General features: G+C 64.9%; 14 protein-coding genes. 9 read left to right on the forward strand and 5 right to left on the reverse strand.

Annotation, left to right across the window (positions count from 1 at the left end; translation table 11 throughout):
* Positions 1 to 2 precede the first annotated feature (2 nt).
* The 3 genes from AC0IPL_RS19085 to AC0IPL_RS19095 all read left to right on the forward strand — a co-directional run bounded on the left by AC0IPL_RS19085 (position 3) and on the right by AC0IPL_RS19095 (position 2287).
* Positions 3 to 377 carry a YraN family protein gene (locus AC0IPL_RS19085; protein WP_474276665.1) on the forward strand — a complete coding sequence of 125 codons (375 nt, stop codon included), beginning with the start codon at positions 3 to 5 and terminating at the stop codon, positions 375 to 377.
* Positions 378 to 449: 72 nt separating this feature from the next.
* Positions 450 to 1385 (forward strand): glutathione synthase, encoded by a 936-nt coding sequence (gene gshB / locus AC0IPL_RS19090; protein ID WP_474276667.1) that lies wholly within the window; start codon positions 450 to 452, stop codon positions 1383 to 1385.
* Positions 1385 to 2287: an alpha/beta hydrolase fold domain-containing protein gene (locus tag AC0IPL_RS19095; RefSeq protein ID WP_474276669.1), complete on the forward strand. Its 903-nt coding sequence runs from the start codon at positions 1385 to 1387 to the stop codon at positions 2285 to 2287. Before gshB ends, AC0IPL_RS19095 begins: the two co-directional genes overlap by 1 nt.
* A gap of 5 nt (positions 2288 to 2292) precedes the next feature.
* On the opposite strand, the gene AC0IPL_RS19100 is transcribed toward AC0IPL_RS19095, so the two are convergent.
* From AC0IPL_RS19100 to cobU, 4 genes are all read right to left on the reverse strand, one after another.
* Positions 2293 to 3801 carry a YifB family Mg chelatase-like AAA ATPase gene (locus tag AC0IPL_RS19100; RefSeq protein ID WP_474276671.1) on the reverse strand — a complete coding sequence of 503 codons (1509 nt, stop codon included), beginning with the start codon at positions 3799 to 3801 and terminating at the stop codon, positions 2293 to 2295.
* Between the two features lie 123 nt (positions 3802 to 3924).
* Complete coding sequence (locus AC0IPL_RS19105; RefSeq protein WP_474276673.1) at positions 3925 to 4608, reverse strand: glutathione S-transferase; 684 nt, start codon at positions 4606 to 4608, stop codon at positions 3925 to 3927.
* Positions 4609 to 4666: 58 nt separating this feature from the next.
* Positions 4667 to 5248, reverse strand: a complete 582-nt coding sequence (locus tag AC0IPL_RS19110) for a histidine phosphatase family protein (RefSeq protein ID WP_474276675.1) — start codon at positions 5246 to 5248, stop codon at positions 4667 to 4669.
* Positions 5245 to 5763 carry a bifunctional adenosylcobinamide kinase/adenosylcobinamide-phosphate guanylyltransferase gene (gene cobU / locus AC0IPL_RS19115; RefSeq protein ID WP_474276677.1) on the reverse strand — a complete coding sequence of 173 codons (519 nt, stop codon included), beginning with the start codon at positions 5761 to 5763 and terminating at the stop codon, positions 5245 to 5247. Before cobU ends, AC0IPL_RS19110 begins: the two co-directional genes overlap by 4 nt.
* 281 nt (positions 5764 to 6044) lie before the next feature.
* Here cobU and AC0IPL_RS19120 point away from each other — a divergent pair, with 281 nt between their 5' ends.
* The 6 genes from AC0IPL_RS19120 (at position 6045) to AC0IPL_RS19145 (ending at position 12345) form a co-directional block, all read left to right on the forward strand.
* A complete protein-coding gene (locus AC0IPL_RS19120; RefSeq protein WP_474276679.1) occupies positions 6045 to 6923 on the forward strand; it encodes an RNA polymerase factor sigma-32 in 879 nt (292 codons plus the stop codon).
* Between the two features lie 235 nt (positions 6924 to 7158).
* Entirely contained in the window at positions 7159 to 8355 is a 1197-nt protein-coding gene (gene coaBC / locus AC0IPL_RS19125) for a bifunctional phosphopantothenoylcysteine decarboxylase/phosphopantothenate--cysteine ligase CoaBC (protein ID WP_474276681.1), read from the forward strand.
* Positions 8356 to 8392: 37 nt separating this feature from the next.
* Positions 8393 to 8848 (forward strand): dUTP diphosphatase, encoded by a 456-nt coding sequence (dut, locus tag AC0IPL_RS19130; protein WP_474276683.1) that lies wholly within the window; start codon positions 8393 to 8395, stop codon positions 8846 to 8848.
* Positions 8848 to 9891 (forward strand): HesA/MoeB/ThiF family protein, encoded by a 1044-nt coding sequence (locus AC0IPL_RS19135; protein WP_474276685.1) that lies wholly within the window; start codon positions 8848 to 8850, stop codon positions 9889 to 9891. The genes dut and AC0IPL_RS19135 overlap by 1 nt, the downstream gene beginning before the upstream one ends.
* Before the next feature lie 18 nt (positions 9892 to 9909).
* Positions 9910 to 10272 carry a hypothetical protein gene (locus tag AC0IPL_RS19140; protein WP_474276687.1) on the forward strand — a complete coding sequence of 121 codons (363 nt, stop codon included), beginning with the start codon at positions 9910 to 9912 and terminating at the stop codon, positions 10270 to 10272.
* Between the two features lie 57 nt (positions 10273 to 10329).
* A complete protein-coding gene (locus tag AC0IPL_RS19145) occupies positions 10330 to 12345 on the forward strand; it encodes a M3 family metallopeptidase (protein ID WP_474276689.1) in 2016 nt (671 codons plus the stop codon).
* Between the two features lie 110 nt (positions 12346 to 12455).
* Here the strand turns inward: AC0IPL_RS19145 and AC0IPL_RS19150 are convergent, their stop codons facing one another.
* Complete coding sequence (locus tag AC0IPL_RS19150) at positions 12456 to 13388, reverse strand: 2-hydroxyacid dehydrogenase (RefSeq protein WP_474276691.1); 933 nt, start codon at positions 13386 to 13388, stop codon at positions 12456 to 12458.
* Between the last annotated feature and the right edge of the window lies 1 nt (position 13389).

Below are 13389 nucleotides of genomic sequence, written 5' to 3' on the forward strand. Positions count from 1 at the left end.
CCATGGCGGGTGCCCGACACCACCGCGGCGCCCGCGCCCACCATGCGGGCGGAGCGGCCGAGGACATCGTGGCGCGCCGCTATGAAACCCGCGGCTATCGCGTGGCAGAGCGCCGCTGGCGCGGGGCAGGCGGCGAGATCGACCTGATCCTGCAGGGGCCGGACGGGCTGGTTTTCGTCGAGGTGAAGCACAGTCGCACCAGCGCTGCCGCCGCCCTGCGGATCACGCCGCGCCAGGTCGAACGGATCTATGCCAGCGCCGGGCAGTATCTGGAGACCCAGCCGCAGGGCCAGCTGACGCCGGTCCGTTTCGATGCAGCACTTGTGAACGCAACCGGCGCGGTTGAGGTGATCGAAAACGCCTTTGGGCTGGGATGACGCCCAGCTGCCCCATTGAATATGCGGCCCCGCTGGGCCATGTATCTGGCCAGTTTACAAGGGATACTGCCAATGAAAATCGCCTTTCAGATGGACCCGGTCATGGGCGTGGACATCAACGCCGACAGCAGCTTTCGCCTGGCCGAGGAAGCCCAGGCGCGCGGCCATGAGCTGTTTTACTACGCCCCCGACCAGCTGGCCTATCAGGAGGGGCGTATCACCGCTCGCGGCCACGACATGACCGTGCAGCGGGTGGCGGACGCGCCGGCCGTGCTGGGCGCGGAACGTGAGGTGGATCTGGCAGAGTTCGACGTGGTCTGGCTGCGCCAGGATCCGCCGTTCGACATGCATTACATCACCTCCACCCATCTGCTGGATATGCTGAAGGGGCAGGCGCTGGTGGTGAATGATCCGTTCTGGGTGCGCAATTACCCGGAAAAGCTGCTGGTGTTGAACTTCCCCGATCTGACTCCGCCGACGACCATTGCCCGCGATCTGCAGACCATCAAGGCGTTCAAGGAACAGCACGGTGACGTCATCCTGAAACCGCTTTATGGCAATGGTGGCGCCGGCGTGTTCCGGCTGGATGCAAATGACCGCAACCTTACCTCACTGCACGAGCTGTTCACTGGCTTCAGCCGCGAGCCCCTGATCGTTCAGAAATTCCTGCCCGACGTCAGCAATGGCGACAAGCGGGTGATCCTGGTCGACGGCGACCCTGTCGGCGCGATCAATCGGGTGCCTGCGGCGGGAGAGACCCGCTCCAACATGCACGTCGGTGGCCGGCCCGAGAAGATCGGGCTGAGCGAGCGCGATCTGGAAATCTGCGCCGCCATTGGCCCCCTGCTGCGCGAAAAGGGCCAGGTGTTTGTCGGCATCGACGTGATTGGCCATTACCTGACAGAGATCAACGTGACCTCGCCCACCGGCATTCAGGAGCTGGAGCGATTTGACGGGGTGAACATCGCCGAGAAGGTCTGGCAGGCAATCGAAGCCAAGCTCAGCTGATGAGCTGGCAGCGCCGGGCCATCAACGCATGGATGCGCCACGGCATGAAGCTGGCGCTGCGGCGGACCAGCAGCCCGGAGCTGGCCCGGCAGCTGTTCGAGCATGCCGCGCCACGCTTGTATCCGGCGCTGCCCTTGACGCGGATGCTGCCGCGTCCGGCGCCGGTGCCGCTGACGCTGATCAGCCATGGCAGGCCGCGTCGGGGCCAGATTATGCTGTTCCTGCATGGCGGCGCCTATCTGGCAGGCAGTGCCCGGGCCTATCAGGGGCTGTTGTCCCATCTGGCCCATGCCGCCAGCCTGGAGATAGCCGCGCCGGACTACCGGCTGTTGCAACAGGCCCCGTTCCCGGCTGCCTATGACGATGCACTGGCGGCGTGGCGCTACCTGCGCCGGACCGGTTATGCACCCGGCCAGATCATGCTGGCGGGTGACAGTGCGGGCGGCGGCTTGGCGCTGGCGCTGCTGTCCGGTCTGCTTGCGCATGGCGAACGCCCTGCCGGGCTGGTTGCCTTCTCGCCCTGGTGTGACATGACGCTGTCCGGCGAAAGCCTGCACCGCAATCGTCGCCGCGATGTCATCATCCCCGCAGACAGGATGCCGGAGGCCGTGGAGAAGTACCTGGCCGGGGCCGACCCCGCCGATCCGCGCGCCTCTCCGCTGTTTGCCGAATTCCCCAACCCTCCGCCGGTGATGATCCAGGTGTCCGACACAGAGGTGCTGTTGTCAGATGCACAGCGTATGGCCGCCCGGTTGCAGGCGGCGGGAGGCGTGGTGAGGCTGAGCCAGTGGAAAGATCTGCCGCATGTCTGGCAGTTTATGGCCGGTCACCTGCCCGAAGCGCAGGCCGCGCTCGCGGAGGTCGCCCCCTTCGCCACATCGGCTCTTGATGGTGACTTATAAGGTGTTCAGCGGGGCGACGGCAGCCGAAAGCTCAGCGCCTCGGCGAAGTGGTGGCGCTGCACGCGCGCTTCGCAGGCCAGGTCCGCGATGGTGCGCGCCACCCGCAGCACCCGGTGATATCCCCGCGCGCTGAGGCCAAAACGCTCCGCGGCGCGGGTCAGCAGCTGGCGGCTGTCGGCGTCAGGGGCGGCGGCGTCTTCCAGCAACTGACCCTCGGCATCGGCATTCTGCTGCACGCCTGGATGATCGCTGTACCGCGCCTGCTGGATTTCACGTGCACAGGCCACGCGCTGCGCCACCTCGGCAGAGCCTTCGGCGCTGGGCGGCAGCTCCAGATCGGCCAAGTCCACCGGCGGCACGTCCAGATGCAGATCAAAGCGGTCCAGGAGCGGGCCGGAGATCCGCCCCAGGTAATCTGCGCCGCACATCGGCGCACGGGAACAGGCCCGCCCCGGATCGGCCAGATAGCCGCATTTGCAGGGGTTGGCGGCCGCCACCAGCATGAAGCGACTGGGATATTTCACGTGTGCATTGGCGCGGGCCACCATCACCTCGCCGCTTTCCAGCGGCTGGCGCAGGGTCTCCAGCACAGGGCGGGTGAACTCCGGCAGCTCGTCCAGGAACAAGACGCCATTATGCGCCAGGCTGATCTCGCCGGGCTGGGCGCGCCGCCCACCGCCAACGATGGCCGCCATGGAGGCGGTGTGATGCGGTTCGCGAAAGGGCCGCGTGCGGCTGATGCCGCCGTCTTCGATCAGCCCGGCGAGCGACTGGATCATCGAGGTCTCCAGCGCTTCCATTGGGGTGAGCGGGGGCAGCAGGGATGGCAACCGTGCGGCCAGCATTGATTTGCCGGAGCCCGGCGGCCCGATCATCAGCAAATGATGACGTCCGGCCGCAGCGATCTCCAGCGCTCTTTTTGCCTGTTCCTGCCCTTTCACATCGCGCAGGTCGCGTGCTGTCGGCGCGCTTGTGGCTTCTCCCGGTGTGGCCGGTTCGATCAGGCGTTGGCCGGTGAAATGCTGGACCGCCTCGGTCAATGTGGCGGCGCCGATCACCTGGGCCGCATCCACCCAGGCCGCCTCCGCGCCAGAGGGTTTGGGACACAGCAACAGGCGCCGTTGCTCGGCGGCTGTCACCGCGGCGGGCAGGGCACCCACCACCGGCATCAGCTGCCCGTCCAGCGACAGCTCGCCCAAGGCAATGGTTTCTTCCGCCTTCTCGGCCGGGATGATGCCGATCGCGGCCAGCAGCGCCAGCGCAATCGGCAGATCAAAGTGGCTGCCTTCCTTGGGCAGGTCAGCGGGCGACAGGTTTACCGTGATCCGACGCGAGGGCAGGGCGATCGACATGGCGGCGAAGGCTGCCCGCACCCGCTCGCGTGCTTCGCTGACGGCCTTGTCGGGCAATCCGACCACCGAAAAGGCCGGCAGGCCCGGCGCAACGGCGCATTGCACCTCGACGAGCCGGGCCTCGACCCCCTGGAAGGCAACCGTGTAGGATCGTGTCGTCATCTGTCCCCGCCCCGTGTTGAATGGAGAAAGATGCTTGGCAGTCGTGGTTTCCAAAAGGTTAACATGCAGCAGCCGGAGCGGCGAATTCACGCAGAATTTGTGGCTCCCGAAGGCGCGCGCGCTTCAGTCCAGCGACCAGGGGTGGCGCGGCAGGTCGCGCGCATAAGGTTCCGGATCATAGGTGATTTCATGCGCCTGCTGCTGCCATCGCTGCACGGCAGGATCCGACAACAGCAGCCGACAATAGGCGCGGGTTTCGGCGCTGACGGGCAGGCCGTAGCCGACAATTCGCGCGGCCACCGGGGTGTAAAAGACATCCGCCAGAGAATACGCGCCGAACAAATTGCCGCTGCCGAGGCCTGAGACTGCGCGAGCGTGGGCAAACAGCGTTTCGACCCGTTCCAGATCCGCCACTACGGCCTCGGAAACTTCAAACCCTTCGTAAATATGGGCCAGCTGCATCGGGCACGCGTTGCGCAGCGCGCCAAAGCCCGCGGCCATTTCCGCGCAGAGCCAGCGCGCCACGGCGCGCTGTGCCGGATCCGCGGGCCACAGGCTTGCCTCCGGGTGTCGCTCGGCCAACGTCTCGGCGATGGCCAGGCTTTCGCCCACCACCGTACCTTCGGGCGTACGTAAGGCAGGCACCAGCCGCGCGGGCGCCAGATGCGCCATGTCATCCGCCATGGTTCCAGAATACAGCCCCACCATATGTATCGTATGGGGCAGGGAGAATTTTTCGAGCATGAGCCAGCCGCGCAAGGACCAGCTGGAAAACATGCGGTCGCCAATATAAAGTTCATATGTCATGCGGCGACGGTAGCCGAGCAATCTTCATTCCGAAATGGAATGTTTGTGATCGCATAAATCACAGAATCTTATTTATATCACCGCGCTCCCAGCCGCTGGGGCCGAAGGTCAGGTGGCTAACCGACAAGTTGTCGATCTTATGCGCGAACGCTTCGACCGCTGTAATCCTGGCCGCCCTCTGGATCTGGGTCAGAATCTGGCCGAAATGGCCCACCACGATCAAATCGCGACCCTGATGCGTGGCAATCAGATCGTCGATGGCGGCATCGACCCGCGCGCAGACCTGATTCCAGCTTTCGCCCCCCGGCGGGGTAACATCGCCCGGTGTCTCCCAGTAGGCGCGGATGCGGTCGGGATCTTCTGCATCCACCTCCGCCCAGCTGCGCAGCTCCCAGGCGCCAAAGTGGATTTCCCGCAAGGCCGACAAGTGTGGCAGCCGCTGGCGACCGCCCTGAATGGCATCGGCGGTGTCCACCGCGCGCCCCAGGTCCGAGGATACCACTAGCGCATCTTGGGGTAGATGCGCCGACAGCCGGGCCAAGGCCGCCCGATCGGACAGGTCGGCGGGCAGGTCGGACCAGCCGACCATGGATTTTGCGTGGGTCGGCCCGTGTCGGACCAGGAACAGCCGCGTGATCACAGCGCGCCCTTCAGCACCAACGGCAGCCCGGCGGTGACCTGAACCACCCGGTCCGCCCGCGCTGCCAGCGCAATATTGAGCCGCCCCTGGGCCTCTCGAAAGCGCCGCGCAAGCGCGTTTTCCGGCACGATTCCCAGTCCGGTTTCGTTGGAGACGATCACCAGATCCGCGCGGCAGGCGTCAATGGCGGTCAGCAACTCTGATTCGGCTTCAGTCAGATCGTGATCCGCCAGCAGATGGTTGGTCAGCCACATCGTGGCGCAGTCCATCAGGCAGATTTGGGCGCTGCTCAGGTCCGACAAGACGCGGCTGGCTGTTTCCGGCTCTTCAACAGTGGTCCAGTCAGAGCCTCTCTGTGTCAGGTGCCGAGTCACTTTTTCGCGCATTTCCGTGTCGAAAATCTGTGCAGTGGCCCAGTAAACCCTGTCTTTTGTGCTGTTTACGCACAACTGCTCGGCAAAGGCGGACTTTCCCGAGGCCGCGCCCCCAAGAATAAACGTTACATTTGCAGACATTTTTTGCTAACCTATAGGTCCGAAGCCGTTCCTGTGGGTAACTGCAGGGCCCGGTCAAGACAAGAGACCGCAGCAGCCCGAGGTTCCACTGTTTCCAATCCGGGTCAGACTGCGCAGGGGCCAGATTACAATTTAACTTTTCCAGTTTGGCCCCGTGGATGCGGCTAAAGCCATATCCGATGCGCCGTTGCTTTTGGTCCGCGGGCGATCCGGGCCCCGTTGTGTTCCATGCGCCTTCCCCAGGGCGGTTGTTTGTTAATTAGTTTCCGGGGGGAAATCTTATGGCACTAGATCATACACATGAAAACCCATTGCCAAAACAGGCGATGCGGGCGGAGTTGCTGGATGCAGAGACCGAGCGCCGCCTGGCCTATGCTTGGCGCGACGACCGCGACGTGCAGTCGCTGCACCGCCTTATCAATGCCTATATGCGGCTGGCGATCTCCATGGCGGCGAAATTCAAACGCTACGGGGCGCCGATGAACGACCTGATCCAGGAAGCGGGCCTGGGGCTGATGAAGGCGGCAGATAAATTCGACCCCGATCGCGGAGTGCGTTTCTCGACCTATGCCGTCTGGTGGATCAAGGCCTCGATCCAGGATTACGTGATGCGCAATTGGTCGATGGTGCGTACGGGCTCAACCTCCTCGCAAAAGTCGCTGTTCTTCAACATGCGCCGTGTTCAGGCCCAGCTGGAGCGAGAGGCGCGGGCGCAGGGCGCACGACTGGACCAGCACCAGCTGCATCAGAAGATCGCCACCGAGATCGGCGTGCCGCTGCGCGATGTGCAGATGATGGATGGCCGCCTGTCGGGTGCCGATTTCTCTCTCAACGCGGTGCAATCCACCGAGGACGAGGGCCGCGAATGGATCGACGCACTGGAGGATGACACCACCCAGGCCGAGGAATTGGTGCAGCAGCGCCATGATCGACGCCAACTGCGTAAATGGCTGGTCGGTGCCTTGCAGGCGCTGAATGACCGTGAGCGTTTCATCATCACGGAGCGCAAACTGCGCGATCGGCCACGCACGTTGGAAAGCCTGGGCACGGAACTGGGCCTGTCCAAGGAGCGGGTGCGCCAGCTGGAGGCCGGGGCGTTCCAGAAAATGCGCAAATGCCTTGAAAGCAAATCGCGTGAGGTTCACAAGTTGCTGTCGTGAGTTCGTAATGCCCGTATCTTTAAACACCGCAAAGCGCCGCCTACCGGGGGCGCTTTGTCGATTTGGGCGCGCGCGCGCGGCTCTGTGCGCCGCCCGGCACGCGACGTGCAATGCTGACGGCTGACAACCGGGTCGACCGTGCAAGGGGAGAGGCGATTTTAGCCATCCGGAAAAGCGTTTCACACTTTTGTCGCAGCGCAGTACAGTCGCCGCAACGGTGGCTGAAGGTGCGCAAATGCTGGCTGGCAAACATATCCTTTTGATAATCGGCGGCGGAATCGCGGCCTATAAATCGCTCGAACTTATCCGCCGCCTGCAGGATCAGGGCGCGCGGGTGACGCCGGTGCTGACCAAATCCGGCGCCGAATTTGTCACTCCGCTGTCGGTCTCGGCGCTGGCTGGCACGGCCGTACACCAGGAGCTGTTTGACCTGACGACAGAGGCCGAGATGGGCCATATCCAGCTGTCTCGCAGCGCGGATCTCTTGGTCGTGGCCCCCGCGACGGCCGATCTGATGGCCAAGATGGCGCAGGGCCATGCCAACGACCTTGCCTCGACCCTTCTGCTGGCCACCGACACGCCGGTTCTGCTGGCCCCGGCTATGAATGTGCGCATGTGGGAGCACCCGGCAACCCGGCGCAACTTCACCACGCTGCAAGGCGATGGTGCCACGCTGGTTGGCCCCAATGACGGCAGCATGGCTTGCGGCGAATTCGGCCCCGGCCGCATGGCCGAACCCGACGAGATCGTGACCGCCATCGCCGCCAAGTTGCGGGCGGGGCCGCTGACGGGTAAGCGGATCGTGGTGACCTCCGGCCCCACGCATGAGCCGATCGACCCGGTGCGCTACATCGCCAACCGCTCGTCCGGGGCGCAGGGTACGGCGCTGGCACGGGCCTTGCGCGACCGCGGCGCGGAAGTGGTGTTCATCACCGGACCCGCCCAGGTGCCGCCGCCCGAGGGCGTGCAGGTGGTGCCGGTGGAAAGCGCGCGCGACATGGCCGCGGCGGTGGAGGCCGCCTTGCCCGCCGATGTCGGCGTCTTTGCCGCGGCTGTGGCGGACTGGCGGGTGGCCAGCGCCTCGGACCGCAAGCTGAAGAAATCCAAGGACGGTCTGCCGGTTCTGGAGTTTGCAGAAAACCCGGATATCCTGAAGGGCGTGGCGCAGATGACGGCGGGGCGTCCGGCGCTGGTGGTCGGCTTTGCTGCCGAGACCAATGACGTGGTCGACAACGCCACCGCCAAGCGCGAGCGCAAGGGCTGCGACTGGATCGTCGCCAATGATGTCTCGCCCGCAACCGGCATTATGGGCGGCAGCGAAAACGCGGTGACGCTGATTTCCGATGACGGCGCGGAGGCTTGGCCGCGCATGGGCAAAGACGCGGTCGCGGCCCGGCTGGCCGACCGGATCGCCGCCGCGTTGGCCGGGTGAAATTGAGTATATTCGGAAAGATGAAGGGGGCACAGGCATGGTAACGATCCGTGTGATCCATGAGGACGGCGCGGACCGGAACGTGCCGCTGCCTTCGTATGAAACGGCGGGTGCTGCGGGGGCCGACATCCGCGCCAACCTGCCCGACCGCGGCCGCCTGGAGCTGGCGCCCGGCGCACGGGCGCTGGTGCCGACCGGGCTGCGCATCGAAATCCCTGCGGGCTACGAGGTGCAGCTGCGGCCGCGCTCGGGTCTGGCGCTGAAACACGGCATCACCCTGCCCAATTCACCCGGCACCATCGACAGTGATTACCGGGGGCCATTGGGGGTGATCCTGTTGAATGCCGGGCAGGAACGGTTCGAGATTGCCCATGGCGACCGCATCGCCCAGATGGTGGTGGCACCGGTTTTACAGGCCCGGTTTGAGCTGGCCGAAGCCCTCAGCGACTCCACACGGGGCGCGGGGGGCTTTGGCTCCACCGGGAGGGGCTGATGCTGCGAATCCTGTTCCTGGCGGCGCTGATCTGGTGGGGCGGGCGGTTCATGGGCCTGCCGCGCAACCTGCGGATTGCAGTGCTGGCTGTGCTGTTTGCCGCGGTGCTGACGGTGCAGCTGACCCTGCCCGCAGCCCATCCCTTGCGTGAGGGTACCGGCGGCTCTGTCGCGGCGTGGTTGCTGCTGGGCGGCCTTGCCATCATCGCCGGGTTTTATGCCCGTATCGTCTCTGCCCTGAAGTCCCGCGCCCAGCCGCAGGACGCGCCCGCACCGCAGCCCTCCGGCAGTTTTTCTGATAGCGAGCTGGACCGCTACGCCCGCCACATCGTGTTGCGCGAGGTCGGCGGTGTGGGACAGAAAAAGCTGAAACAGGCCAGGGTGCTGGTGATCGGTGCCGGCGGTCTGGGCGCGCCTGCGCTGCAATATCTGGCCGCCGCTGGTGTCGGCACGATCGGGGTGATCGACGATGACGTGGTCGACAACGCCAATTTGCAGCGCCAGGTGATCCACCGGGACGAGGACATCGGCATGCCCAAGGTGTTCTCGGCCGAAAGCGCGATGCGCGCTCAGAATCCTTATGTGGAGGTACGCCCCTACAATCGCCGCCTGACCGATGACATCGCGGCCGAGCTGTTTGCCGATTATGACCTGATCCTGGATGGCACCGACAATTTTGACACCCGCTACCTGGCTAACCGCCACGCGGTGGCGCAGGGCAAGCCGTTGATTTCCGGCGCGCTGTCGCAGTGGGAGGGTCAGATCAGCCTGTTCCACCCTTCCGAGGGTGGCCCCTGCTACCAGTGCATCTTCCCCGAAGCCACCGCCGCGGGTCTTGCGCCCAGCTGCGCCGAGGCGGGGGTGATTGGGCCTCTGCCGGGGGTGATCGGGGCGATGATGGCGCAGGAGGCGGTGAAGCAGATCACCGGTGCGGGAACGGTGCTGCGGGGCGAAATGCTGATCTACGACGGGCTTTATGGCGAGACTCGCAAGATCCGGCTTGCTGCGCGCTCCGATTGCCCGGTGTGCAGCACCAGGCGCTGAGAAATCGGACCCCCAGATTTGAACGAGGCTTTCTTTATCTCGGCGCTTTGCGGCGCGCTGTTCGGCGGCAGCGCGGAAACCGTGCATGAATTCTCCTATCCCGGTGGCGCGGCCTCGATCCGCACCGATTGCGAGAATGCCGTGCGGGTGGTGGAATTCGGTCTCGACAAGCGCAGCAGCCTCGACAGTATCCAGCAGGCGCTGTTTGCCGCCGAGATCACCGGCAAGGAGGCGGTGGTGGTGCTGATCGACACGGACGGAGATTTCGGCCGCTATGAGTGGCGCATCGCGCGGGCCGCCAATATCGCCGGGGTGCCGATCCGGATTATCCCCGCGACGCTGGTTGTCGGTGTCGGCGGGGTATCCGGGGCAGGCGGCTAGGGCCGATTGCAGCCGCCCGGCTTTGCCGCTAGCGTCGCGATCAAAGGAGACCCGCCCATGTCCAACCCGCTTTTGTCCAACTGGGACACACCGTTCGAAATTGCCCCCTTTGCCGAAATCTCGGACGAGGATTTTACCCCTGCGCTGGATCAGGCCCTGGCAGATCACGCCGCGCAGATTGAGGCCATCGCCAGCAATACCGCGCCGCCCAGCTTTGCCAATGTGATCGAGGCGCTGGAAACCCCCTGTCGCGCGCTGGAACAGGTCCTGGGCGTGTTCTTTACCGTTGCGGGCGCCGACAGCAACCCACGGCGCGAGGAACTGCAACGGGAATTTTCACCAAAGCTGGCGGCGCATTTTTCGGCCATCACCGCCAACAAGGCGCTCTATGCGCGGGTGAAGGCGGTTTGGGACCAGCGCGATACGCTGGACCTGACTGCCGAGCAGCAGCGCGTGCTGATGCTGACCCACCGCGGCTTTGTGCGCGGTGGTGCGGCGTTGGAAGGTGCGGCGGATCTGCGCATGCAGGAGATCAAAGGGCGGCTTGCGACGCTGGGCACCCAGTTTACTCAGAACCTGCTGGCGGATGAACGCAGCTGGTTCATGGAGCTGTCCGAGGCGGAGCTGGAGGGGCTTCCCGCCTTTGCGGTGGATGCAGCCCGCGCGGCCGGTGCGGAGAAGGGCTGCGATGGCCCGGTGGTCACGCTGTCGCGTTCGCTGATTACGCCGTTCCTGCAGTTCTCGCCCCGCCGCGAGCTGCGCGAGAAGGCTTTCAGGGCCTGGGCCGCGCGCGGCGCCAATGGCGGCGACACCGACAACCTGGCGATTGCTGCCGAGATCCTGGCGCTGCGCCAGGAACGCGCGCGGCTGCTGGGCTATGACAGCTTTGCCGCCTACAAGCTGGAAACCGAGATGGCGGGCACGCCCGAGGCGGTTCGCAAGCTGCTGATGGACGTCTGGGGGCCGGCCAAGGCGCAGGCAGATGCCGATGCCGAGGTGCTGACGCAGATGATGCGGGCCGACGGCATCAACGGTGATCTGCAGCCTTGGGACTGGCGCTACTACGCCGCCAAGCGCCGCCACGCGGAGCACGACCTGGATGAGGCCGCGCTGAAGCCCTATTTGCAGCTGGACCGGATGATCGAGGCGTCATTCGATTGCGCCAACCGCCTGTTCGGACTGGAGTTTGCGCCGCTGGACGTGCCGCTCTATCACCCCGACTGCCGCGCCTGGGAAGTGACCCGGAACGGCGCGCATTTGGCGGTCTTCATCGGCGACTATTTCGCGCGCGGCTCGAAACGCTCTGGCGCCTGGTGTTCGGCCATGCGCCAGCAGGCCAAGTTCCCGGAAAAACAGACGCCTGTGGTGATCAACGTCTGCAACTTTGCCAAGGGCGATCCGGCGCTGCTGTCCTGGGACGACGCCCGCACCCTGTTCCACGAATTTGGCCACGCGCTGCACCAGATGCTGTCGGATGTGACCTACGAGAGCATCTCCGGCACCTCCGTTGCGCGCGACTTTGTCGAGCTGCCAAGCCAGCTCTACGAACACTGGCTGGAAGTGCCCGAAGTGCTGCAGGAATTTGCCACCCATGCCGAAACCGGCGAGCCGATGCCGCAGGAGATGCTGGACAAGGTGCTGGGAGCGGCCAATTTTGACATGGGCTTCCAGACGGTGGAATATGTTGCCTCGGCGCTGGTGGATCTCGCCTTCCACGATGGAGCCGCCCCGGCAGATCCGATCGTGAAACAGGCCGAGGTTCTGGCAGAGATCGGCATGCCGGATGCCATCACCATGCGCCACGCCACGCCGCATTTCGCGCATGTCTTTGCGGGCGACGGCTATTCCTCGGGCTATTACAGCTACATGTGGTCAGAGGTGATGGATGCGGACGCCTTTGCCGCTTTTGAGGAAGCTGGCGGCGCCTTCGATGCCGAACGCGCCAGGGCGCTGGAGGAGCACATCCTGTCCACCGGCGGCTCTGTCGATCCGGCGCAGTTGTACACCGCCTTCCGTGGGCGTTTGCCGGGGGTGGAGGCGCTGCTGAAAGGGCGCGGGCTGGCCGCAGAATAGGGCCGGTCTCGGCCGCTGCGGCGGCGCGATTGAGTATTCAAGACCAGAAAGACGCGGCGAGTTCCCCGTTTCTTTCTGGTTGAAAATACTTAAACTGACGAGGGTTCGGCCTAGTAGCCGAGGCTGCGGTCGACGAGGTGCAGCAGCGGCGCGCCTGACTCGTTGCGGCGGATGTTTTCGGCGATCACCTCGGCCGCCGTGCTTTCGCGGGTTTCCGACGCGATATGCGGCGTCACCGTGACATTGGGATGTTTCCAATAGGGGTGCTCGGGCGGCAGCGGTTCGACCCGAAACACATCCAGCGTCGCATGTCCGACATGACCGCTGTCCAGCGCGGCCAACAGCGCGTCATCGTCAATCAGCGGCCCGCGGCCCGGATTGATGATCCGGGCACCGCGCGGCAGCAGTGCCAGCGTCTGCGCATTCAGGATGTTGTGCGTGGCGGGGGTGTCAGGCAGCAGCAGGACCACGATCTCTGCCTTTTCCAGCGCCCGGCGCAAACCGGCGTCGCCCGCGTGGCAGGTGATGCCGTCCAGCTGCTTCTGGGTGCGGCTCCACCCGGAGACGCAAAACCCCAATGTCGCCAAAGTCTGCGCAGCAGCGCGGCCGAGGGCGCCGAGGCCCAGAACCGTGACATTGCGATCGCGCGCCAGCGGCGGCACCTGCGGATTCCACTGACCGTCCTGGCCAAGGATCTGGGCGTCCATCCCAAGATGATAGCGCAGTGTATGTCCGGCCACCCATTCGCGCATTCCCAGCTCCAGCCCGGCATCCACCATGCGGGTCAGCGGCGCGGTCAGGGTGGTGTTGGGCACGATCTTCTCGACCCCGGCCCAGAGGCTGAGGACCGCTTTCAGCCGGGTGTAGGGGGTGAAATCGCTGACCGGCCCGTTTGGGGCATAGACGATGTAATCCACATCCTGCGGGGCAAAATCGCACCGCAGATCCACGCTGAGACCATGTGCGTCAAAGGCGCGCTGCAGCTGCGGTTCATAGGCGGGCCAGGCGGCCGGGCGGCCGGCAAACAGGACGTTCACAGTCATG

The sequence above is a fragment of the Leisingera sp. SA32 genome, assembly GCF_056033425.1.